Origin of the sequence: Arthrobacter sp. Bi83, from assembly GCF_918698095.1 — a bacterium.
In the GTDB taxonomy this organism is placed as follows: domain Bacteria; phylum Actinomycetota; class Actinomycetes; order Actinomycetales; family Micrococcaceae; genus Arthrobacter.
Window position 1 is genome coordinate 160,053 of sequence record NZ_CAKKLY010000002.1, and the last position, 23,302, is coordinate 183,354.

At 65.7% G+C, this 23,302-nt stretch carries 18 protein-coding genes and 1 tRNA gene; 8 read left to right on the plus strand and 11 right to left on the minus strand.

Annotated features, from left to right (window positions below; all coding sequences use genetic code 11):
* Positions 1-34 precede the first annotated feature (34 nt).
* The 8 genes from prmC to argS all read right to left on the minus strand — a co-directional run bounded on the left by prmC (position 35) and on the right by argS (position 11,377).
* Entirely contained in the window at positions 35-934 is a 900-nt protein-coding gene (gene prmC, locus LQ144_RS02210) for a peptide chain release factor N(5)-glutamine methyltransferase (protein ID WP_230116913.1), read from the minus strand.
* An 18-nt stretch (positions 935-952) separates the two neighbouring features.
* Entirely contained in the window at positions 953-2,026 is a 1,074-nt protein-coding gene (gene prfA / locus LQ144_RS02215; protein WP_230116914.1) for a peptide chain release factor 1, read from the minus strand.
* A gap of 193 nt (positions 2,027-2,219) precedes the next feature.
* Entirely contained in the window at positions 2,220-4,439 is a 2,220-nt protein-coding gene (gene rho / locus LQ144_RS02220) for a transcription termination factor Rho (RefSeq protein WP_230116915.1), read from the minus strand.
* A gap of 406 nt (positions 4,440-4,845) precedes the next feature.
* On the minus strand, positions 4,846-5,811 hold the full coding sequence (thrB, locus tag LQ144_RS02225) for a homoserine kinase (RefSeq protein WP_230116916.1): 966 nt from the start codon (positions 5,809-5,811) through the stop codon (positions 4,846-4,848).
* Positions 5,812-5,822: 11 nt separating this feature from the next.
* Positions 5,823-6,929 (minus strand): threonine synthase, encoded by a 1,107-nt coding sequence (gene thrC / locus LQ144_RS02230; RefSeq protein WP_230116917.1) that lies wholly within the window; start codon positions 6,927-6,929, stop codon positions 5,823-5,825.
* Positions 6,930-8,246, minus strand: a complete 1,317-nt coding sequence (locus LQ144_RS02235; protein ID WP_230116918.1) for a homoserine dehydrogenase — start codon at positions 8,244-8,246, stop codon at positions 6,930-6,932. It abuts the gene before it with no gap.
* Positions 8,247-9,722, minus strand: a complete 1,476-nt coding sequence (gene lysA, locus LQ144_RS02240; protein ID WP_230116919.1) for a diaminopimelate decarboxylase — start codon at positions 9,720-9,722, stop codon at positions 8,247-8,249.
* A 5-nt stretch (positions 9,723-9,727) separates the two neighbouring features.
* Positions 9,728-11,377, minus strand: a complete 1,650-nt coding sequence (gene argS / locus LQ144_RS02245; RefSeq protein WP_230116920.1) for an arginine--tRNA ligase — start codon at positions 11,375-11,377, stop codon at positions 9,728-9,730.
* 160 nt (positions 11,378-11,537) lie between these two features.
* Here argS and LQ144_RS02250 point away from each other — a divergent pair, with 160 nt between their 5' ends.
* The 6 genes from LQ144_RS02250 (at position 11,538) to LQ144_RS02275 (ending at position 16,232) form a co-directional block, all read left to right on the plus strand.
* Complete coding sequence (locus LQ144_RS02250; protein WP_230116921.1) at positions 11,538-12,011, plus strand: FMN-binding protein; 474 nt, start codon at positions 11,538-11,540, stop codon at positions 12,009-12,011.
* 51 nt (positions 12,012-12,062) lie between these two features.
* A complete protein-coding gene (locus LQ144_RS02255; RefSeq protein ID WP_230116922.1) occupies positions 12,063-12,935 on the plus strand; it encodes an FAD:protein FMN transferase in 873 nt (290 codons plus the stop codon).
* Complete coding sequence (locus LQ144_RS02260; protein ID WP_230116923.1) at positions 12,932-14,545, plus strand: oxidoreductase; 1,614 nt, start codon at positions 12,932-12,934, stop codon at positions 14,543-14,545. The genes LQ144_RS02255 and LQ144_RS02260 overlap by 4 nt, the downstream gene beginning before the upstream one ends.
* Before the next feature lie 93 nt (positions 14,546-14,638).
* Positions 14,639-14,711: transfer RNA gene (locus LQ144_RS02265), tRNA-Arg, on the plus strand.
* Positions 14,712-14,807: 96 nt separating this feature from the next.
* Positions 14,808-15,854: a M4 family metallopeptidase gene (locus LQ144_RS02270; protein ID WP_230116924.1), complete on the plus strand. Its 1,047-nt coding sequence runs from the start codon at positions 14,808-14,810 to the stop codon at positions 15,852-15,854.
* A 63-nt stretch (positions 15,855-15,917) separates the two neighbouring features.
* Positions 15,918-16,232 carry a protealysin inhibitor emfourin gene (locus tag LQ144_RS02275; protein WP_230116925.1) on the plus strand — a complete coding sequence of 105 codons (315 nt, stop codon included), beginning with the start codon at positions 15,918-15,920 and terminating at the stop codon, positions 16,230-16,232.
* Here LQ144_RS02275 and LQ144_RS02280 read toward each other — a convergent pair.
* Positions 16,229-17,197 (minus strand): helix-turn-helix domain-containing protein, encoded by a 969-nt coding sequence (locus LQ144_RS02280; protein ID WP_230116926.1) that lies wholly within the window; start codon positions 17,195-17,197, stop codon positions 16,229-16,231. The genes LQ144_RS02275 and LQ144_RS02280 overlap by 4 nt on opposite strands.
* Before the next feature lie 81 nt (positions 17,198-17,278).
* On the opposite strand from LQ144_RS02280, the gene LQ144_RS02285 reads away from it, so the two are divergent.
* Both LQ144_RS02285 and hrpA read left to right on the plus strand, forming a co-directional pair.
* Positions 17,279-17,446 carry a hypothetical protein gene (locus LQ144_RS02285; RefSeq protein ID WP_230116927.1) on the plus strand — a complete coding sequence of 56 codons (168 nt, stop codon included), beginning with the start codon at positions 17,279-17,281 and terminating at the stop codon, positions 17,444-17,446.
* A gap of 180 nt (positions 17,447-17,626) precedes the next feature.
* On the plus strand, positions 17,627-21,628 hold the full coding sequence (gene hrpA, locus LQ144_RS02290) for an ATP-dependent RNA helicase HrpA (protein WP_230116928.1): 4,002 nt from the start codon (positions 17,627-17,629) through the stop codon (positions 21,626-21,628).
* Positions 21,629-21,631: 3 nt separating this feature from the next.
* Here hrpA and LQ144_RS02295 read toward each other — a convergent pair whose 3' ends face one another.
* Complete coding sequence (locus LQ144_RS02295; protein ID WP_230116929.1) at positions 21,632-22,060, minus strand: HIT family protein; 429 nt, start codon at positions 22,058-22,060, stop codon at positions 21,632-21,634.
* On the minus strand, positions 22,057-23,217 hold the full coding sequence (locus LQ144_RS02300) for an NAD(P)-dependent alcohol dehydrogenase (RefSeq protein WP_230116930.1): 1,161 nt from the start codon (positions 23,215-23,217) through the stop codon (positions 22,057-22,059). Before LQ144_RS02300 ends, LQ144_RS02295 begins: the two co-directional genes overlap by 4 nt.
* Positions 23,218-23,302 lie beyond the last annotated feature (85 nt).

Sequence of the window (23,302 nt, forward strand, 5' to 3'; positions counted from 1 at the left end):
TGCCCTATTCTTTCATTACTCGGAGTGGGGCTGTTTACTGTGCACGCGGCGCGGCAAGAAGGGCGCTGGTTGCCCGCTCCTTGCCGTTGAGGTCCAGATGCGTGGTGACGTCCGTCCACCTGCCCGCTCTGTTCAGCATCGCCACGATCCAGGCGGCCTGCACCTCGGCGTGTTCCATCACGAAGAAGCCCCCGGGGACCAGCAGCCGGGCAGCGGAAGCTGCTGCCGCCGTCGGAAGTTCCATGCCGTCCGCTCCTCCGCCGTAAAGGGCTTCGGGCGGGTCGTGCAGCGCCACCTCGGGTTCGTTGGGGATTGCCTCTGCGGGGATGTACGGCGGATTGGACACCACGACGTCGAACGTTCCGTTGAGTTCCGGCAGCGCGTCCCGCAGGTCGCCCCGAACGAGGCGGACACCAAGGGGCTGGAGGTTCTTCTGCGCCCAGGCATGCGCGAATTCGCTGTACTCGACCGCATGGACCTCGGCCTCCGGCACCTCATGCGCCACGGACCCCGCGATGGCCCCGGAGCCGGTGCCCAGATCCACCACTTTAGGGCGGAACACGCCTGCCCGTTCCAGCGCCCGGAGCCGGTCGATCACCAACTGGACCACGGACTCTGTTTCCGGGCGGGGAATGAAGACGCCGGGGCCCACCGCGAGTTGAAGGTAGCGGAAATGCGCCACACCGGTGATGTGCTGCAGCGGAATGCGGCGGGCCCGTTCGGCAACCAATTCCGCATAGCCCGCCGGCGCCGGGGCATCGCCCAGCATCATGGCCCGCAGCCGGCCCAGGCCGACGCCGAGCAGATGGTCCGCCAGCAGTTCGGCGTCGACCCGCGGGCTGGGCACTCCCGCATCGGCAAGCAGCGCCGTGGCCTCGCGGACGGCATCGGCAAGGGATTGGACCGTTTTGGCCGTCTGGTGCTCGGACGTCATGTGGTTCAGTGGTTCCGGCTAGTCGCCGATGGCGTCCAGGCGTGCCTGCTCGTCCATCTCGATGGCCGACTGGATGACCGGTTCGAGGTCGCCGTTCATGACCTGGTCCAGGTTGTACGCCTTGTAGCCGGTGCGGTGGTCCGCGATCCGGTTTTCCGGGTAGTTGTAGGTCCGGATCCGCTCGGAACGGTCCATGGTGCGGATCTGCGACTTCCGCTGGGCCGAGTTCTCGGCGTCGATCTGCTCCTGCTGGTGCGCGAGGATACGGGCGCGGAGTACGCGCATGCCGGCTTCGCGGTTCTGCAGCTGCGACTTCTCGTTCTGCATGGCCACCACGATTCCGGTGGGAAGGTGCGTGATGCGGACCGCGGAGTCGGTGGTGTTGACGGACTGGCCGCCGGGACCGGAGGACCGGTAGACGTCGATCTTGAGGTCATTCTGGTTGATTTCGAGCTCTTCCGGCTCGTCCACCTCGGGAAGCACCAGCACACCCGCGGCCGAAGTGTGGATACGGCCCTGCGACTCAGTCACGGGGACGCGCTGCACACGGTGCACGCCGCCCTCGAACTTCAGCCGCGCATAAACGCCTTCGGCGGGATCGTTCGAGCTGCCCTTGACGGCCATCTGGACGTCCTTGTAGCCGCCGAGGTCGGATTCCGTGGCAGAAATGAGTTCAGTCTTCCAGCCGCGCGATTCCGCGTAGCGGGTGTACATACGCAGGAGGTCACCGGCGAAGAGTGCGGCTTCGTCGCCGCCTTCACCGCCCTTGACCTCAAGGATCACGTTGCGGGCATCGTCCGGGTCGCGGGGAATGAGCAGCCGGCGAAGATTCGCGGCCGCCTTCTCCAGTCCGGCCTCCAGTTCGGGAACCTCAGCAGCAAACTCGGGATCCTCCGAAGCCATTTCCTTCGCAGCAGCGAGATCATCCTGAATCGCATGCCACTTGTGGTACGCCTCCACAATGCCGTTCAGCTGCGCAGACCGCCGCCCCAACTTGCGAGCCAGCCGCTGGTCAGCATAGACAGCAGGATCCCCCAGCTGCGCCTGGATAGCATCATGCTCATCAAGCAGGCCCTGTACGGACTCAAACATTTTCAAAACCTCTTTCGACTCTCACAAGTCTAGTAACTGCAAGGCGGGGTCACTTACCGCCCGTTTCAACGGCCTTATTGGGCTCGATGTGACCCCGCGTTGCTTTTGAAGCGGAGGAACCGGTTAACGCAACAACCGCCCGGGAAATTGGCGGCCCGGGAAGGGCCGCCAATTTTCGGGCGGTTACGCGCAGCTACTTGTCGTTATCCGACTTTGCACCAAGGGTCGTCTTCTGAACCTGCATGAGGAACTCGACGTTGCTCTGGGTCTCCCGGATCTTGTTGGTCAGCAGCTCAAGGCTCTGCTGCGTTTCGAGTCCGGAAAGGACGCGGCGCAGCTTCCACATGATCTTGACTTCCTCGGGAGAAAGCAGGTTCTCTTCGCGGCGGGTACCGGACGCGTTGACGTCCACGGCCGGGAAGATGCGCTTGTCCGCCAGTTGGCGGGACAGGCGCAGTTCCATGTTGCCGGTGCCCTTGAACTCTTCGAAGATGACCTCGTCCATCTTGGAGCCGGTCTCGACGAGCGCGGTAGCCAGGATGGTCAGCGAGCCGCCGTTTTCGATGTTGCGGGCTGCACCGAAGAAACGCTTCGGCGGGTACAGCGCTGCGGAGTCGACACCACCGGACAGGATACGGCCCGAAGCCGGTGCTGCCAGGTTGTAGGCGCGGCCCAGACGGGTCATGGAGTCGAGGAGCACCACAACGTCCATGCCCATTTCCACGAGGCGCTTGGCGCGTTCGATGGAAAGCTCGGCAACAGTCGTGTGGTCATCCGCGGGGCGGTCGAAGGTGGAGGCGATGACCTCACCCTTGACGGTGCGCTGCATGTCCGTGACTTCTTCGGGACGTTCGTCAACGAGCACCATCATGAGGTGGACCTCAGGATTGTTGGTGGTGATGGCGTTGGCGATGGACTGCAGGATGAGCGTCTTGCCGGCCTTCGGCGGCGAGACGATCAGGCCGCGCTGGCCCTTGCCGATCGGGGCAACCAGGTCGATGACGCGGGGCCCGATCTTCTTGGGGTCCGTCTCGAGGCGCAGTCGCTCGGAGGGGTACAGCGGAACCAGCTTGGCGAACTCGACGCGGTCCTTGAGTTCCTCGGAAGTCTTGCCGTTGACCGACGTGACGCGGACCAGGGCGTTGAACTTCTGGCGGGCGGACTGCTGGCTGCGGTCCTCACCATCGCGGGGTGCACGGATGGCACCGACGACGGCGTCGCCCTTGCGCAGGTTGTACTTCTTGACCTGTGCGAGGGATACGTAGACATCGTTCGGGCCCGGCAGGTAACCGGAGGTGCGGATGAAGGCGTAGTTCTCGAGGACATCCAGGATGCCGGCTACCGGCAGCAGGACATCGTCGTCGGTGACCTCGACGTCGTCGACGTCCGGACCCTGGGCGCGTCCTCGACGGCGGTCGTTGCGGTCGCGGAAGCGGTCGTTACGGGAGTTGCTGTCCCTGCTGTCGCGGCTGTCTGACCGTTCGGTGCGGTCATTGCGGTCGCGGCGGTTACGGCGGTTGCGCCGGCTGCCACCATCGGCGTCATCACCATCGCGGCTGTCGTCACGGCGGTTGTCGTCGCGGCGGGTATCGCGGGCGCCAGCAGTTTCCGCTGAGTCGCGGCCACCGCGGGTGCGGCCTTCCCGGCGGTCAGTGCGCTGCCCACCATCGGCGGTCTCGCTTCCCTGCTCACGGGCCTCGGCACCGCGCGCTTCACCGCCACGGGTTTCAGCAGCACGGGTTTCGGCGACGCGGGTTTCACCGCCACGCGTTTCAGCAGCACGGGTTTCGGCGACGCGGGCCTCAGCACCACGGGCTTCAGGCGCAGCGGCCTCGGACGGTGCCTCGGCGGTGTCGGCTTGCGGCGTCCCCGCGGCTGCCTCGCCGCGGCGGCGGTTGCGGGTACGCGGCTGGCGGCGTTCGCCGACGCCTTCACCGGCGGCCGGCTCGGACGTTTCGGCAACTGCCTGGGCGGCAGGGACCTCGACGGCGGCCGCGGGCTCGGCGGCTGGCTCTGCTGCAGGGGTGGATACCACTCCGTCGCTCACGGCGCGGCGGCTGCGGCCACGGCCGCGGGCACGGGTTCCTTCCTGTGCCGGGGCTTCGGCCGCTTCTGCCGGGGCAGCGGGAGCCGAAGCGCCTGCAACAGCCGCGCTGTTGTCGGTGGCCTTCTCCGCAGCCCGGGCCGGAGCCTTGCTGGCTGAAGAACCCGCACGATGCGCGGAAATGGCCGAGACCAGGTCTCCCTTGCGCATGCGGGAACCGCCTGAAATTCCAAGCTGGCTGGCAAGCGCCTGCAGCTGGGCGAGCTTGAGGCCGGCGAGGCCACTGCTCTTGGCGGGTGCTTCCGTCAACGATCCGGAAGCAGAAGATGTTGTGTCCACAGCTGGCGACAGCTCAGTGGTTTCGGTCACGAAGGATCCTTCCCCCTCGACGGCGTCCAGACTGGGAGCTGGACGCGATGATTTGATCTGGGCTGCAGTTCAGATCTGCAGCCGCGATTTCGGCCTTGCCGGATGGATTTCGGCCAGCAGGGCCGGATACTGATCGCCTTCAACGCTCCGAAATTAGGCGGGGCGACGGACTGACAGTTCAGGTACAGAAATGATTCTGTAAAGTCCTGGGTCAGGCCAAGGAGACGGCACCGGAAAATACTGCGCATTACGAGATCAGAGCAGCAGCAGATCTGAGCAGGTCCGGACCACGAAAGGCAACTGGGCCAAAATCGGGGTCTTTAGTCTGCACGGTCTATTGGCTGCAGGGCCTCTCGACTACAGAGTCGCTGTCTGACTGCAAAAACTGCGGTGACTGAATGCGGGTTTACCGCCGGTGCACTCCCACTTTAGCACCTTCGACGTCCACTGCCAGCTTCATCACACGCCAGTTGATGTCCGGAGTGTTTGCCGAGGTGAAAGCCCCGATAAAGTCCAGGACTGTTGCCGCCTCCGCTTCGCCGTTTGCCAGCACCAGAACGGTGGGCCCGGCGCCGGACACCACGGCGGCATGCCCCGCGGCGCGCAGCGCTTTGATCAGAGCAGCGCTGGGCCGCATGGCCTCGGCACGGTAGCTCTGGTGGAGGTAGTCCTCGGTGCCCGCAAGCAGGAACTCCGGCTTGTGGGTCAGCGCATGGATCAGGAGGGCGGCCCGGCCGGAGTTCATGGCAGCGGCATGGTGCCCCACCGATGCCGGCAGCAGCGCCCGCGCGGCCTCAGTGGACAGCTCGAAGTCCGGCACAGCCACAATCGGGATGACAGCCGCATCCACGGTGGCGCACGTACTGCTGTACTGGTCACTGTCCTGCCAGGACAGTGCCAGTCCGCCGAATATGGCCGGGGCGACGTTGTCCGGATGCCCTTCGATCTCGCTGGTCAGCTGCAGGATCCAGTCGCGGTCCTGCTGCTCCCCCGCCGGAAGCAAGGCGTTCGCAGCCGTGACTGCGGCCACCACGGCAGAGGCTGAAGAACCCAGGCCGCGGCCGTGGGGGTTCACGTTTTCGGCGACGATCCTGAGGCCGGTGTGCCGGTAGCCACGGCGGCCGAACGCGGCCTCCATGGCCCTGACCACCAAATGGCTGGCATCCCGCGGCAGGGAGTCTGCGCCTTCACCGCTGAGCTCGAAGACCAGTTCCCCGGTATCCAGGCTTTCAACGGTCAAGGTGTCGTGCAGAGTCAGTGCCAGTCCGAGGCTGTCATAGCCGGGCCCGAGGTTGGCGCTCGTGGCGGGCACCCGGACCGTGACCTGCTGCCCGGCCTGGATGGCCGGCAGCTGGGCCGTTTGCGGCAGCATGGTTTCCAAGGCTAGTTGTCTTCCAGTCCCAGTTCGGCGGCGACCGTCACGACGTCGTTGGAAACCTTGACGGGCTGCACGTCGCTGCCGTCTTCGGTCCGCAGGGCCCACTGGGGGTCTTTCAGGCCGTGGCCGGTGACCGTGATCACAATGGTCTTGCCGGAGGGAACCTCGCCGGCAGCGTGCTTCTTGATCAGGCCCGCTACGCCGGCGGCCGAGCCGGGCTCCACGAAGACTCCTTCGCGGGCGGACAGCCAGCGGTGCGCCGCGAGGATCTCTTCGTCGGTCACCGAGTCGATGAAACCGCCGGACTCGTCGCGGGCCGCGATGGCGCCGTCCCACGACGCCGGGTTCCCGATCCGGATGGCCGTGGCGATGGTGTCCGGCTCGGTGATGGGGTGCCCGGCCACGAAGGGCGCGGCACCGGCAGCCTGGAAGCCCCACATCTGCGGGGTCCTGGTGGAAACGGCGGGAAGAGTGCCGGCTGTCTCTGACTCGAACGGCGCGGAGTACTCCTTGTAGCCCTTCCAGTACGCGGTGATGTTGCCGGCGTTGCCGACGGGCAGCACGTGGATGTCCGGGGCATCGCCGAGGGCGTCAACGATTTCGAAGGCACCCGTCTTCTGGCCCTGGATGCGGGCCGGGTTGACGGAGTTCACCAGGAAAACGGGGTAGGACTCACCCAGCTTGCGGGCAATGTCCAGGCAGTTGTCGAAGTTGCCGTCGACCTGCAGCAGGGTGGCGCCGTGGGCGATTGCCTGGCTCAGCTTGCCCATGGAGATCTTGCCTTCGGGAACCAGCACGGCGCATTTCAGGCCGGCGGCCGTGGCGTACGCTGCGGCGGAGGCGGAGGTGTTTCCGGTCGAGGCGCAGACCACGGCTTTGGCACCTGACGCCACGGCGGCAGTCATGGCCATCGTCATGCCGCGGTCCTTGAAGGAACCGGTGGGGTTCATGCCTTCCACCTTGAGGTACACCTCCGAGCCGGTCAGTTCTGACAGCTTCTGGGCGTGGACCAGCGGCGTGCCGCCCTCACCGAGGGTGATGACCTTGGTGGATTCGGTGACGGGCAAACGATCAGCATATTCGCGGATGACACCGCGCCATTGGTGAGCCACTTAGACTCCTTCTACCCGCAGTACGGATGTAACGGAATTGATGACGTCCAGGCCCTTGACGGCCTGGACGGTCGCTGCCAGTGCAGCTTCGGTTGCGCGGTGCGTCACGATCCGCAGTTCCGCGGATTCGACGTTCGAGTCGGCATCGCGGTGAATGGTCTGGCGCATGATTTCGATGGAAACGCCGTGCTCGGCGAACAGCTGGGCAATCTTCGCCAGCACGCCGGGCTGGTCCGCAACGTCCAGGCCGATGTAGTAGCTGGTGTACACGGCGTCAATGGGCAGTGCCGGGACGTGCCCGGTGGTGGACTCGATGCGTCCAGGGCCCCCCAGGACGATGCGGCGCGCTGCCGAGACGAGGTCACCCAGCACGGCAGACGCCGTCGGGGTTCCGCCGGCGCCCTGGCCGTAGAACATCAGTTCCCCGGCATTCTCGGCCTCAATGAAGACGGCGTTGAAGGCTCCGCGGACAGCAGCCAGCGGGTGCTCCCGCGGAAGAAGGGTCGGGTGGACCCGAACGGACACGCCGTCGTTGCCGTCAGTGTCGGTCAGCTTCTCGGCGATGGCCAGCAGCTTGATGACGAATCCGGCCTCTTTGGCCGCGGCGATGTCAGCGGCGCTGACGCGCGTGATTCCCTCGCAGTGGACGTTCGCCAGGTCAAAGCGCGTGTGGAAGGACAGGGACGCCAGGATCGCAGCCTTGGCCGCAGCATCCAGGCCTTCGACGTCGGCCGTCGGGTCCGCCTCGGCGTAACCGAGCCGCTGTGCCTCTGCCAGGGCGTCGGCGAACTGTGCGCCTGTGGAGTCCATCTGGTCGAGGATGAAGTTGGTGGTGCCGTTGACGATTCCCAGGACCCGGGTGATGCGGTCACCGGACAGGCTGTCGCGGATGGGACGCAGGATGGGGATGGCTCCCGCAACCGCCGCTTCGTAGGACAGCTCGACGCCGGCTTTGTCCGCTTCTTCGTAAAGAGTGGGGCCGTCCGCGGCCAGCAGGGCCTTGTTGCCCGTGACCACGCTCGCGCCATTTTGGATGGCCGTGAGGATCAGCGAGCGGGCGGGCTCGAGGCCGCCCATCAGCTCGATCACGAGGTCGGCGTCCTTGACCAGGGTTTCGGCATCCGTGGTGAACAGCTCACGCGGCAGTTCCACATCGCGTTCGGCGTCGAGGTTGCGCACGGCAATGCCGGCCAGCTCCAGGTGTGCACCCGTCCGCGGGGCCAGGGCGCCGGCGTCGTCAATAAGAATCCGCGCGACCTGGGCCCCTACGTTGCCACAGCCCAGCAGGGCCACTTTCAGGGTTCGCAATTCGGTCATTCAGACTCCCATGTCGCGGTTGAGCAGATCTTCTTCGGTTTCCCCGCGGACAATCAGCCGGACAGATCCATCGCGCACAGCGACAACGCCCGGCCGGGCCAGATAGTTGTAGTTGCTTGACAGGGCCCAGCAGTAGGCGCCGGTACCCGGTACAGCGAGCAGATCACCGGCTGCCACGTCCTCGGGCAGATATACATCTCTAACAACTATGTCGCCGCTCTCGCAATGTTTGCCCACCACTCGGGACAGCTGCGCAGCCGCTGCGGAGGTCCGTGAGGCCAGAATCGCTGAATAATCCGCGTCGTAGAGCACCGGACGGGCGTTATCGCTCATGCCGCCGTCCACCGACACATAGCGCCGGGGGTGCGTAACGTCCTTCCCGGCAGATTCGGCGTCATTGGAGGCCGGAGCATCCACGCGGACTGTTTTCCGGGTGCCCACCTCATACAGCGTGAACGTGCTGCTGCCTACGATGGCCCGTCCGGGCTCGATCGAGATACGCGGGGCGGAAATGCCCAGTTCAGCGCACCTTGAACGGACGACGGCGGCCATCGCCTGCGCGATTTCGGCTGCCGGGCGGGGCGTGTCCACCGGCGTGTAGGCGATGCCGTAGCCACCGCCAAGATCGAGCTCGGGCAGCCGGATCGAGTACTTCTGCTGCATCTCGGCGAGGAAGCCCAGGAGTTTCTCCGCAGCAAGGGCAAAGCCGTCGGGTTCGAAGATCTGCGATCCGATGTGGCAATGCACACCGAGCAGTTCGATGCTGGGATAGCTCGTGGCAGCGGCCACAGCTTCCTCGGCCGCCGAGAGACCGGCCTGGTCTGTCGAGTCTCCGGCCATGGAGAGTCCGAACTTCTGGTCTTCATGGGCAGTGGCGATGAACTCGTGGGTGTGGGCGTGGACGCCCGGCGTCAGCCGCAGCATAACCTTGGCCGCCTCACCCCGCTCCGAAGCGATTTTTGCCACGCGCTCCAGCTCGTCCAGGCTGTCCACCACGATCCGGCCCAGTTTCATGTCCAGCGCGCGGTTGATCTCGGCGTCGGACTTGTTGTTCCCGTGCAGGCCAAGGTTGGCACCGTCGATGCCGGCGCGGGCGGCTACAGCGAGCTCGCCGCCGGAACAGGTGTCCAGCCGCAGGCCCTCTTCAGCCACCCAGCTGGCCACCGCAGTGCAGAGGAAGGCCTTGCCCGCGTAGTAGACATCCACTCCCCCGCAGATGTCGGCGAAGGCCTCCTCAAAGGCTTCCTTGAAGGCGCGGGCTCTCGCCCGGAAATCGGACTCGCTCATGACGAAAAGCGGCGTGCCGAACTGCTCCTTCAGCCTGCTGACGGGAATGCCGCCGACGGCGATTTCGCCGTCGGCGTTCCGTTCCACTCCGGCAGCCCACATGGACGGGTGCAGGGCGTTGAGGTCCGACGGCACCGCGAGCCAGTCCGGGGCGAGCGGCGAGGACTGGTTCAATGCATGGGCGGTCATTCAGTTCACATCCGTTCCGGCGCGGAAACGCCAAGCAGGTCAAGTCCGTTGGCCAGCACCTGGCTCGTGGCGTCGTTGAGCCACAGGCGCGTGCGGTTGAGATCGGTGACGGCTTCGTCCCCCAGCGGGGCTACGCGGCAGGCGTCGTACCACCGGTGGTAGGCCCCGGCGATGACCTCAAGGTGGCGGGCCACCCGGTGGGGTTCGCGCAGCTCAGCGGCCTTGGCCACGATGGACGGGTAGCTGCCGAGGTAGGACAGCAGCTCATTTTCCGTGGCGTGGTCCAGCAGCGAGGCATCGAAAGCGCTGCGGTCCACGCCGGCGGCCACGGCGTTGCGTGCGGTGCCGCGGGAGCGGGCGTGGGCGTACTGCACGTAGAAGACCGGGTTCTCGTTGCTGTGCTTCTTGAGCAGCTCCGGGTCCAGAGTCAGCGGGGAGTCTGCCGGGAAGCGGGCCAGGGAGTAGCGCACGGCGTCCTTACCGAGCCAGGAGATCAGGTCCTTGAGCTCGATGATGTTACCGGCGCGCTTGGAAAGCTTGGCGCCGTTTACCGAGACGAGCTGGCCGATCAGCACCTCGATGTTAACTTCGGGGTCATCCCCGGCAGCGGCCGCGATGGCCTTGAGCCGGTGGATGTAGCCGTGGTGGTCGGCACCCAGCAGGTAGATCTTTTCGGTGTAGCCCCGGTCCTTCTTGGACAGGTAGTACGCTGCGTCGGCGGCAAAGTACGTCGGCTCGCCGTTGGCGCGGATCATCACGCGGTCCTTGTCGTCGCCAAAGTCCGTGGTGCGCAGCCAGACGGCGCCGCCGTCGTCGAACACGTGGCCCTGCTCGCGAAGGCGGGCAACGGCACTTTCAATGGCCCCGGCGTCGTGGAGTTCCTGTTCGGAGAAGAAAACATCGAAGGAAACGCCGAACTCGGCCAGAGTGTCTTTGATGTCCTTAAGCTGTGCCCGGTACGCCGCCGCCCGGATCACCGGAAGGGCGGCCACATCGGTCAGCTCGCGGATGTCGGGGTGCCGGGTCAGGACCTCATGGCCGAGGTCGCGGATGTACTCGCCCGGATAGCCGCCCTCTGGCACATCCCTGCCGTGGAGGCGTGCCAGCACGGAGTTGGCGAACACGTTCATCTGCGAGCCGGCGTCGTTGATGTAGTACTCGGCGGTGACATCCGCCCCGGAGGCACGCAGCACGCGGGCGATGGAGTCTCCCAGGGCCGCCCAGCGGGTGTGGCCGATATGCAGTGGCCCGGTGGGGTTTGCCGAGACGAACTCCATGTTGACGGTGTGGCCTGCGAGCGCCGAGTTGGTCCCGTACTCAGGTCCGGCTTCGACGATGGCCTTGGCCAGCGCACCGGCGGCGGCCGCGTCGACGGTGATGTTCAGGAAGCCAGGGCCGGCAATCTCCACTGCGGACACGCCGTGGATCGCTTCCAGGCGGGCGCTGAGGATGGTGGCGAAGTCCCGCGGCCTGGTACCGGCCTGCTTGGCCAACTGCAGGGCAATATTCGTTGCCCAGTCGCCGTGCTCCCGGTTCTTCGGCCGTTCCACGAGGACGGCGTCGGGGACGGCCGCTTCGGAAAGTGCGACCTCACCGGCGGCAACGGCATCTTTCAGGCAGGCGGATATGGCGAGGGAGAGTTCTTCGGGAGTCACAACCCTAGCCTACCGGGGGGCCCGCCCTGCGGCGGAATTCCGGCGTCGCTGATGGCGCTGTCACGCACAGCAACCGCCTAGCAGATTCACAGATTGAACCCGTACCCTGATTTGAGCGTCGTTCACCCGGCAAGTGCCCGTACAAACGAAACGAGACACCGTGAAGCCTTCCGTCCGAAAAAGCGTCTTCGCCGGCATGGCTGGCCTTTCCCTGGCCGGAACGGTGGCTGGCTGCGCGCCTTCCGCCCAGCAGCCCGCCGCCCAGGAAACGCAGCCCGCCACGACGTCGGCGAGCGCAGCGCCCGGATCGTCGTCCAGCGCATTGGCGGAGTCCGGCGGAGGCTACAAAGACGGCACCTACAGCGCCGACGGAAGCTACAGGTCACCGAACGGCACGGAGACCGTGGGCGTCCAGCTGACGCTGGCCAACGGCACGGTGTCCGCTGTCGAGATCACCGAGCACCCCTCCAATCCGAACACCCGCAAGTTCCAGGGTCAGTTCGCCAGCGGAATCGCGGAGCAGGTGGTGGGCAAGAGCCTCGACGAGATCAAAGTGTCCAAGGTGGCGGGTTCGTCACTGACCAGCGGTGGCTTCAACCAGGCAGTCGAAGAGATCAAGGCCCAGGCCCTGTAGGCGGCTGCGCGGCTTGGACGCAGGACATGGACCGCACGTTGAGGAGAGCCCATGCCGCACCCGGGCTGGCAGAATTTCCGCTTTGAAGGAATAGGCACCAGCTGGGAGATTTCCACGCCCGCACCACTGGGCCCCGGGTTTCGCAGCCGCCTGCTCGCCGAGGTGGAGCGCTACGACTCCACGTGGTCCCGGTTCCGCGACGATTCCCAGGTAGCCCGAATGTCCGCCGGGCCGGGAAGCTACGCATTTCCGGCTGAAGCCACGGGCCTGGCGTCGCTGTACCGGATCCTCTATGCACTGAGCAACGGTGCCATGACGCCGCTCATCGGGGGCAGCTTGGAACAGTTGGGCTACGGCCCCGGCTATTCCCTCCGGCCACGCGGCGCCCCAACACCCCCGCCCGCCTGGGACGACGTACTGGAATGGCGCGGAACGTCAATGACCACCAAGGCGCCCGTCGTGCTGGACATCGGTGCGGCCGGAAAAGGCCAGCTGGTGGACCTCCTGGCTGAAGTGCTGCAAAGCCAGGGTGTCCGCGAGTTCTTCGTCGATGCGGGCGGCGACCTCCTGAACGGTGGAAACGCACCGGTGACAGTGGCACTGGAGCATCCGTACGACTCCAGCAAGGCGATCGGCACAGTTCCCCTCGCGAAGGGAGCTCTGTGCGCCTCGGCCTCAAACCGCAGGGCCTGGGGCGACGGCCTTCACCACGTACTGGACGGAACCACCGGAACCCCGGTTCGCACGGTCGTGGCCACGTGGGCCGTGGCACGAACCGCGATGGAGGCCGATGCCCTGGCCACCGCCCTGTTCTTTGTTCCCGGTGAGGTACTGGAGCGCCATTTCCGGGTTTCCTGGCTTAAGGTTTTTTCCAACGGCAGTGCGGAGTATTCCGCGGAATTCGAAGGAGCACTGTTCACATGAGCCAGACAACCTTCCGGCCGCGGATGTCGGCGGCCACCGCGCTGGACGCCATGCTGGGCCGCCTGACCATGTACCGGCTGGTGCTGCTGGTTCTCGCTGTGCTCGCCGCGTACAGCCTCCTCCTCGACGCCCTTGGCTGGCTGACATTCGGCATACCCCAACTGTTGGCCCACCTGGCGTTGTGTGTGGGGCTGACCTACGCGTCCAACCGGGCACTGGCTGCCCTGTTCCGCGTCCAGCCCCATTCGGAGTCTTCGCTGATCACCGGGCTGCTGCTCTATTTCCTGTTCTGGCCTGCGCAGTTCGGGCAGGCGTTCGCCGGCGTCGAACTGGCCGGCATCGAACTGGCCGGAGTGGCCCTGGCCTGCGTGCTGGCGTCCGCGTCAAAGTATGCGCTCGCCTGGCGCGGGCGCCATGTCTTCAACCCCGCGGCGGCCGGCGCCTTCATCACTGGCCTGACGGGGTTGAATATCGCCACGTGGTGGGCAGGTACCCCGGCAATGCTGTGGTTGCTGGTTCCCGCGGTCCTGCTGGTGCTCTACCGCACGCGGAAAATGCTCATGGCCGCGGTTTTCACCGTGGTCGCCACGTCCATTGTGGCGGCTGGGCTGTTGCAATCGGGGGTGGACCCGGGAGGGGCGCTGTGGCAACCACTGGCCCAAAGCCCCATCATCTTCTTTGTCGGGTTCATGCTGACGGAACCGCTGACCTTGCCTCCTCGGCGGTGGCAGCAGCTGGCGCTGGCCGCCGTCGTGGGTCTGCTGTTTGCAAGCCCTTTCAACCTCGGCTTCGTGGCGAACTCCCCTGAGCTGGCCCTCCTGGTCGGGAATTTGGTGGCTTTCCTGGCCGGTCAGCGCGGAAGCGTCAGGTTGTTGTTCAGGCACTCGCGCCGGCTCACCCCGACGACGACTGAATTTGTCTTCGAGCCGCGGCGCCGCCTCCGCCACGCCCCGGGCCAGTATCTGGAGCTCGACCTCCCGCATGCGAAGCCGGACGGAAAGGGCCGCCGCCGTGTCTTCAGCCTGACAAGTCACCCCGATTCGCGGCACGTCAAGATCGGCGTGGGCACGGCCGAACCCGTCTCAGCCGCCAAGCAGAAGCTCCTGGCGCTCAAGCCGGGGGATGAACTCACGGCCACCACTGTGGGCGGGGACTTCGTTTTGCCGCGGAGATCCAAAAGCCCGGTCCTGCTGATTGCGGCGGGCATTGGCATCACGCCGTACCTGGCGCACCTCTCCGACGGCTCAGCCGGGCCGCGGGACACTGTCCTGCTCTACCTCGCCCGCAACGCCTCCGAACTGGCGTATTCCGACGAACTGAAGCAGTCGGGGGCCCGCGTCATTGCCCGGCTGGCCGACGGCTCGACTCCCCCGGACTTCATCGAGGATGCGGCCGCCGGAGTGGAGAACTCAGGCGCGGCAGGCATCGAAGCGGCAGCAGCGGCGCCGATGGCCAGGCTGGACGGACCTGCGCTGCTGCGTCTTGTTCCGGACATCGCCCGGCGCACGGTTTTCATCTCGGGCTCACCGGCCAGCGTCGGCTCCCTGCGGCGTGCAGCCAGGCAGGCCGGCGCCCGCCGGATCCGCGTGGATTCCTTCGCAGGTTACTGACGCGGGCTGCAGCCGAGGGAGAGGTTTTCCATTCGAGGCCACCTTCCTGCTAAGCTCTAGGACGTCCAGCCGGGAACGGCAGGATCCCTGACTGCCCTCGTAGCTCAGGGGATAGAGCGTCTGCCTCCGGAGCAGAAGGTCGTAGGTTCGAATCCTATCGAGGGCACAGAACAAACCCCGTTACTTCCCGTAAGTAGCGGGGTTTTCTGCATCTCCAGTGCGCCTCCATGGATTGTCGGTGGCCGCTCGTAGGCTGATTCGCATGATCTGTTCAATCATTCCGCCCTACATGCTGCGGCGCCTTGCCGCCCAGGACTCGCCGCGGTACACCGCCGTCGCAAGGGCAGCCAAAGAGGCCCTGCTGCACGTGAAGTCCGTGCAGGCAGCCCGCGCCGCTCCCTCTGCCCCGGTGACTGCCCCTGGCATGAGGCAGCTGCAGCCGGCCCCCGTCAACAGATCCGTCTTCGACGCCAAATCCGGCGAATCGCTCCCCGGCCAGCTCGTCAGGAAGGAAGGCGAAGCGGCCATCGGCGACCCCGCCGCCGATGAAGCCTACGACGGGCTGGGCAGCACCCACAGCCTTTACGCGGAAGTCTTCGGCCGGAATTCCATCGACGGCCGCGGAATGCCGCTCAACGCCACCGTCCACTTCAGCAAGCTCTACGACAACGCGTTTTGGGACGGGCAGCAGATGGTGTTCGGCGACGGCGACGGCGAAATTTTTGAACGGTTCACGCGCTCCCTGAGTGTCATCGGACACGAGCTGGCCCATGGGGTGACCCAGTATTCGGCGGGACTCGCCTACCGGAACCAGGCCGGCGCCATCAACGAATCGCTGTCAGACGTTTTTGGCGCCATGGTGGAGCAGTACTTCCGGAAACAGTCCACGGCCGACGCCAGCTGGCTGATCGGTGAAGGCCTCTTCATGCCGCAGGTTGAGGGTTCGGCGCTGCGCTCCATGAAGGCGCCCGGAACCGCGTATGACGACGACGTCCTGGGCAAGGACCCGCAGCCGGACTCGATGGACTCGTACGTTCGCACCAGCGCGGACAACGGCGGTGTGCACATCAATTCGGGCATCCCCAACCGTGCTTTCTGCCTCGTGGCGCAGGCGCTGGGCGGGAATGCCTGGGAGGCTCCGGGGCAGATCTGGTACGAGACACTGACGGGCGGTTCCCTCCCGCCGACTGCCACGTTCAGCGTCTTCGCCAAGGCAACTGCAGCATCTGCAAGGGAACTGTTCGGTGCGGAGTCAGCGGAGCATGACGCCGTGCGCCTGGCGTGGGAAACTGTGAAGGTAAAGCTCTAACCCAACGCCGGGAATGCGGCCGATCTGCGTTTCCGGCGGCCCCGGAATAACCAGGACCCCGCCATGAAAATCACAGTTGAGCGTAGCGGCGGGATTGCTGCGCTGACCCGCACCTGGACGGTGCAGGCCACCACCTCCAGCGACAAGAACCACTGGCAGCCCATCGTTGAGGCTTGCCCGTGGGATGCCGTGCCCGAATCCCGGCCAATCACCGAAGGGCAGCCTGACCGGTTCATGTATTCCATCCGCGCCGGCGAACACCGCGCCACCCTGCCGGAGAGGGCCGTCACCGGCCCTTGGCGGGTGCTGGTGGAGACAACCAGGGCTGCCGCGGAGGAACTGCGGACCGGCGGCGGCGGGGCCGGTTTCCGGTCCTAGCCCGCCGAAGCCAGCTGGCCGCGGAATGCCCTGCGGTAGGACTGCGGGCTGGTGTCCAGCACCTTGGCGAAGTGGTGCCGGAGCAGCACCGGATGGCCGAAGCCGGATTGCCTCGCCACCTCATCGATGTTCAGTTCAGTGGACTCAAGAAGCTCCTGCGCCCGCAGCACCCGCTGGGAATTCAGCCACGCCGCCGGAGTGGCGCCCGTCTCCGCCCGGAACCGGCGGGCAAAGGTCCGCGGGGACATGTGCACCCGGGCGGCAAGTTCTTGGACGGGGTGCTCCTCGTCCAGGTTCTGCACCATCCACCGCAGCAGTTCCTCCATGGGCTGAGAGCCGCACTCAGGCATGGGCCTGTCGATGAACTGGGCCTGGCCGCCGTCGCGGTGCGGAGGCACCACCATGTCACGGGCTATGGCCGCGGCCACCGCGGCGCCAAACTCAATACGGACCAGATGCAGACAGGCGTCGATGCCCGCCGCCGTTCCCGCACTGGAGATGATCCTGCCGTCCTGGACGTAGAGAACGTTTTCGTCAACGAGGACCTTCGGAAACTGCGCGGCAAGCTCGCCGGAGTAGTGCCAGTGCGTGGTGCACCGGCGCCCGTCCAGCAGCCCTGCCCTTGCCAGGGCAAAGGCCCCTGAGCAGATGGACATGACCCAGGCCCCGCGGTCGTGGGCAGCCCGCAGGGCTTCCAGCACTTCCTCGGAAACATCCTCCTCCCGGCCGTACGGCGTCATGATCACCAGGTCCGCGTCCGCGGCCGCCTCCAGGCCAAGACTGACGTTCATGGTCAGGCCGGTCTTGAGTGGGATGTGGCCGGGCACTGGCGTGCAGACCCGGAAATCAAACTCGGGCACACCGGCTCCGCGGCCGGACCGGTCAATGCCGAACACTTCAAACGCGGTGCCGAACTCAAAGATCGAGAAGTTGGGAACCACGATCACAGCTACTGATTTAAGCATGAATCCAGTATGGCAGAAATTTGCACTTTTTAGGCATTTCTGCCACTTTTTTCCGAGGTCGGCTAAGAGAACCATGGAGGTATGGAAATCGTCGCAATAGCCCTCGTAGTCCTGGTCCTCATCTCAATCGCCGCCACGTTCACCGCCGTCGTGCGGGACGGCCGCGGACACACCCCACCCGAATATTCAATCCGGGACTGGTCCGCGCTGGACCTGCCCAGCAGCAATTACACGATGCGCATCTTCTGATCGCGCACCTGGCTCCCCGCCCATATTCCGCCTCCAACAGAAAGGACCCGGCTCACAGCGAGCCGGGTCCTTTCACGCTATGGGGCCCGTGGGCGCCGGGATTGCCGCTGCACCGCCCTGCTCCGGCGCTTCCGACGGATCGCCGAGCCCCTCCCGGGCCGCAGTAGACTGATACCAGCCATGACTTTTCATATCTCCTACCCCGCCGAGTTGCCGGTCTCCGAGCGCCGCGAGGACCTGATGGCGGCCATTGCCGCCAATCAGGTGACCATCATTGCCGGCGAGACCGGCTCGGGAAAAACCACCCAGATCCCCAAGATGTGCCTGGAACTGGGCCTCGGAGACAACGGGCTGATCGGGCATACGCAGCCGCGGCGGCTCGCTGCCCGCACGGTGGCTGAACGCATTGCCTCCGAACTCGGCGTGGAGATCGGCCAGGAAGTGGGATTCCAGGTCCGGTTTACGGGCGAGGTCAGCCGGTCCACCAAGGTCAAACTCATGACCGACGGCATCCTGCTGGCCGAAATCCAGCGCGACAAACTGCTGCGCAAATACAACGCCATCATCATCGACGAGGCCCATGAGCGCAGCCTCAACATCGACTTCATCCTCGGCTACCTCAAGCGGATCCTGCCGCAGCGCCCGGACCTGAAGGTGATCATCACCTCCGCCACCATCGATCCCGAGCGCTTCGCGAAGCACTTCGGATCAGAGGAGGCACAGGCGCCCATCGTCGAGGTCTCTGGGCGCACGTTTCCCGTGGAGATCCGCTACCGGCCGCTGTCCCAGCCGGCCGGGGGCGGCGCAGACGACGAGAACGCCTCCGACGACGAGCTCGAGGAAGACCGGGACCCTCTCGATGCGGTGTGTGACGCCGTGGATGAGCTCGCCCTGGAGGCACCCGGCGACATCCTCATCTTCTTCTCCGGCGAGCGCGAAATCCGGGATGCCGCGGAAGCCCTGAACGCCAGAATCCAGTCCAACCGGCGCCTCGCCGGCACCGAAGTGCTTCCGCTCTTTGCGCGGCTGAGCCTGGAGGAACAGCACCGCGTGTTCAACCCCGGCAGCAAGCGGCGGATCGTGCTCGCAACGAACGTCGCCGAGACCTCCCTGACAGTGCCGGGCATCAAGTACGTCATCGACACCGGCACCGCCCGCATCTCACGATATTCACACCGCACCAAGGTCCAGCGGCTGCCGATTGAACGCGTTTCGCAGGCTTCGGCCAACCAGCGGTCAGGCCGCTGCGGGCGCGTGTCCGACGGCATCGCCATCCGCCTCTACTCTGAGGAGGACTTCGAATCCAGGCCGCTCTACACGGACCCGGAGATCCTGCGCACCAACCTGGCCGCCGTAATCCTCCAGATGACAGCCATGGGAGTGGCCCGCGGGCCCAAGGACATCGAAAAATTCCCGTTCGTGGAGCCGCCGGACTCCCGCGCAATCAACGACGGCGTCACGCTCCTCCGGGAGCTTGGCGCCTTGAGCACTCCCCAAGCTGCCGATGCCGCAACCTCCGCCGGACGGGGCGGCGGTTCCGGCCGCAACGGCGGCGGGCTTACCGCCGTCGGTCAGCAGCTTGCGCAGCTGCCGGTGGATCCGCGCCTGGGCCGCATGATCGTCGAAGCAGGAAAACGCGGCTGCGTCCGCGAAGTCATGGTCCTGGCGGCCGCGCTGACCATCCAGGACCCGCGCGAGCGCCCCCAGGGGGACGGCTCAGGCAAGCAGCAGCTCGCCGCGGAAAAGCACGCCCGCTTCCGTGATGAGAATTCCGACTTCACCGGCTTCCTGAACCTATGGAACTACATCCAGGAAAAGCAGCAGGAACTGTCCTCCACTCAGTTCCGCCGCCTGTGCCGGAACGAGTTCATCAACTACCTCCGGGTCCGTGAGTGGCAGGATCTGTTCGCCCAGCTCCGGCAGCTTGCCCGCCCCCTGGGCATCAGCCTGGATAACAAGCGGCTGGCAGATCCGGTGGGAAACAACGAGGGCATCCACATCAGTCTCCTCTCCGGCCTGCTCAGCCACATAGGCATCCTGGACGAGCGCAAGCGGGAGTATGCCGGTGCACGCGGCAGCCGCTTCGCGATCTTCCCCGGCTCCGCCCTGTTCAAAAAGTCCCCCACCTTTGTCATGGCCGCGGAGCTCGTGGAAACCAGCAGGCTCTGGGCCAGGGTGGCCGCCAAGTTTGAGCCGTCGTGGGCCGAGCAGGTGGCTCCGGACCTCGTCAAGCGCACCTACAGTGAACCGCACTGGTCCACGAAAATGGGCGCCGTCATGGCCTACGAGAAGGTCACCCTTTATGGCGTGCCCATCATCGCCCAGCGGCGTATCAACTACGGCAAGGTCGATCCCGTCCTCGCCCGCGAGCTGTTCATCCGGCACGCGCTGGTCGAGGGTGACTGGAAGACGCACCACAAGTTCTTCCACCGCAACCGCGCGCTCCTTCAGGAAGTGGAGGAACTCGAAGCGAGGATGCGCCGCCGCGACCTGCTGGTGGACGACGAAATACTCTTCGAGTTCTACGACGCCAGGGTGGGCAAGGACGTTGTCTCGGAGCGGCACTTCGACAAATGGTGGAAGGAGGCCCGGCAGCAGGACGCGGCGCTCCTGGACTTTGACCAGTCGCTGCTCCTCAGCGAGGATGCCGAGGCACTGGATGACTCTGCCTACCCCAAGACATTGCTGCACAAGGGATTCGAGCTGCCCCTGAGCTACGAGTTCCACCCGGTGGCGCCAGGATCGCCGCCCAATCCCTCCGACGGCGTTACCGCGGAAGTTCCGGTCCTTTTCCTGAACCAGCTCGACGACGCCGCCTTCCGCTGGCTGATCCCGGGCCAGCGCGTGGAACTGGTCACTGCACTCATCAAATCGCTGCCCAAGCAGATCCGCAAAAACTTCGTTCCGGCTCCGGACGTTGCCAGGCAGGCAGTTGCTGCGCTGGAGGCCGAATTTGATCCCGCCGGGGACGAACTCGAGTCATCGCTGGAGCTGGTGCTGCGGCGGATCCGCGGGCACATCATTCCGCCCGGGTCCTGGAACTGGGACGCCGTTCCCCAGCACCTTCGCGTGAGCTTCAAGGTGGTGGACAGCCGCGGCAAGGTGCTGGATGAAGGCAAGGATCTTGAAGCACTGCAGGAGCGGCTTGCGCCTGCCACCCGGCGGGCCATCGCGGAATCGCTGGGCGCCACACCGGCCACTGCCGCGCCGCGCGCCGCCAAGAAGGGAGCACCCACTGCCGCCGTGCCGACACATGGAGACCGGCAGCAGGTACACCGGGGATTCGCTGACCAAAATTCGGCTGGCCAGGGCTTCACGGAACAGGCCGGCCTGACCGAGTGGTCCTTCGGCACAATTCAGCGCGAAATCAGCGTTACCGTCAAGGGTCATACTGTGACTGGCTACCCGGGGCTCGTGGATGAAGGGAAGTCCGTGGCGCTGCGCGTCTTCCAGTCGGCCTCGGAGCAGCAGGAGGCCATGCGCGGCGGAGTGATCCGGCTCCTGGCGTTGCGGGTTCCCGCGCCCGACCGTTATGTCCTGGAGCACCTGAACAACACGGAGAAACTGACCTTCAGCCAGAATCCGCACGGGTCTGTCGCGGCCCTGATTGCCGATTGTGCCCTCGCGGCCATAGACAAGCTCACTCCGGCGGGGCTGCCTTGGGACAGGGCCTCATTCGACGTCCTGTTCGAACAGGTCCGCGCGGAATTGATCGACACCGTCTTTAGCGTGACTGCCGTTGTGGAGCGCATTCTTGCCAGCACCCGGCGGATCGAAAAACAGCTCAAAGGCACCACCAGCCTGGCGCTCATCAGCGCGCTCAACGACATCAAGAGCCAGCTGGAGCAGCTGGTTTTCCCCGGGTTCGTCGCCCGGACGGGCTACGCCCAGCTGAGCCAGCTGCCGCGCTACCTCGCTGCCATCGAAAAGCGCGTCGAAAAGCTACCGGGTAACGTGCAGCGCGATGCGCTTAATATGGCCGCTGTGCAGCGGCTGGAGGATGAGTATGACGACGCCGTGTCAGCCCTGTTGCCCGGCCGCCGGGCGGGAGCCGAGCTGACGCAGGTGCGCTGGATGATCGAGGAGCTGAGGGTGAGCCTGTTCGCCGTCGAACTTGGAACCGCCTACTCCGTCTCGGAGAAGCGGATACGGGCAGTGCTCAACAAGGCCCTGGCGGCCTAGTTCTCAGGCGTCGGGAACGAACTCCCCATGGCCGGCGTCGCGGAGCCCGGCGCGGAGCTTTTCCGCGTTGGCGTCCAGCGTGGCAGGGTCCGGGTTATGGTCCGCGGAGGCGAAATCGAAGTCGGCCATGCTGTTGGACGGCCAGACATGGACGTGCAGGTGGTTGATCTCGTAGCCGGCCACGATGAGGCCTGCGCGGGCTGCACCGAAGGTCTCGACCTGGACCGCGCCGATGCGGCGGGCCACCTCCATGACCCTGGCCAGCGTCTCAGGCGAAGCGTCCGTCCAGCGGTCCACTTCCTCGGTGGGAACCACCAGTGTGTGGCCGTCCGCCAGCGGGCCCATGGTCAGGAACGCGGCGACGTCCGGTTCGCGCCAGACAAACCGGCCCGGGATCTCCCCGTTGAGAATTTTGGTGAACAGCGTGCTCATGCGTCTGCCCTTTCCGCCGGTGCCTGCAGGGTGGTTGTGTCCAGAACGAAACGGTACTTGACGTCGCCCGCCACCATCCGGTCGTAGGCGTCGTTCAGCTGGTCCGCCCCGACGATCTCAACGTCGGAAACCACGCCGTGTTCGGCGCAGAAGTCCAGCATCTCCTGGGTTTCCGCGATGCCCCCGATCAGGGATCCGGCGTAGGCGATCCGGCGCCTGATCAGTGCGCCCGGGTTCACGGGCGGCATGGCGTCGGAAGGAAGCCCCAGCTGGAACAGGGCCCCGTCCCGGTGCAGTGTGCGGAAGAACGGGTTCAGGTCGTGCGGTGCTGCCACAGTGTCAATGATGAGGTCGATGCTCCGGTTCGCGGCGGCCATCGCGTCCTCGTCGCGGGAGAGGATGACGGCGTCGGCGCCGAGTTCCAGGGCCGCCGAGACCTTCGATTCGGACGTGGTGAAGACCCTAACCTCTGCACCCATGGCCTTGGCCAGCTTGACCGCCATGTGTCCCAGGCCGCCGAGGCCCACGACGCCCACAACGTCGCCTTCCTCGACGCCGAAGTGGCTCAGCGGCGAGAACGTGGTGATGCCTGCGCACAGGAGCGGCGCCACGGCGGCGGGGTCCAGGTTTTCCGGTACACGCAAGACGTAGCGGCGGTCGACCACCACGGACGACGCGTAGCCGCCCTGGGTGATGGAATCGCCGTTCCGGGCGTCCTTGGCACCGTAGGTTCCGGTCATGCCCCGTTCGCAGTACTGCTCCAGTCCCTCACGGCAGCTTTCACATTCGCGGCAGGAATCCACAATGCAGCCCACGCCCACGAGGTCCCCTGGGGCGAAATCGTCCACGTCCGAACCCACGCGGCTGACCCGGCCCACAATCTCGTGCCCGGGCACCAGCGGATAGTTCTGCGTGCCCCATTCGCCGCGCGTGGCATGCACATCCGAGTGGCACAGCCCGCAAAACTCAATGGCGATTTCGACGTCGTCGGCCTTCGGAGCCCGCCGGGCGACGGTCAACGGAACCAGTCCACCGGTGCTGGACACGGCGCCGCGTGCGGCAGCAAGGCGCCCCTCAAGGGGCGATGCCGTTCCAGCGTCTTCGGCGAGCGGGATCTGCAGGGCAAGCGGCGGTGGTACGGGGCGTCCAGGAGTCATACTGCGACGCTACCCTCCGCGGCCAGAACAATGCCAGCCGACGCACGCCCACCGGACTGTGCCGGACGGAACGTGCCGCCGGATC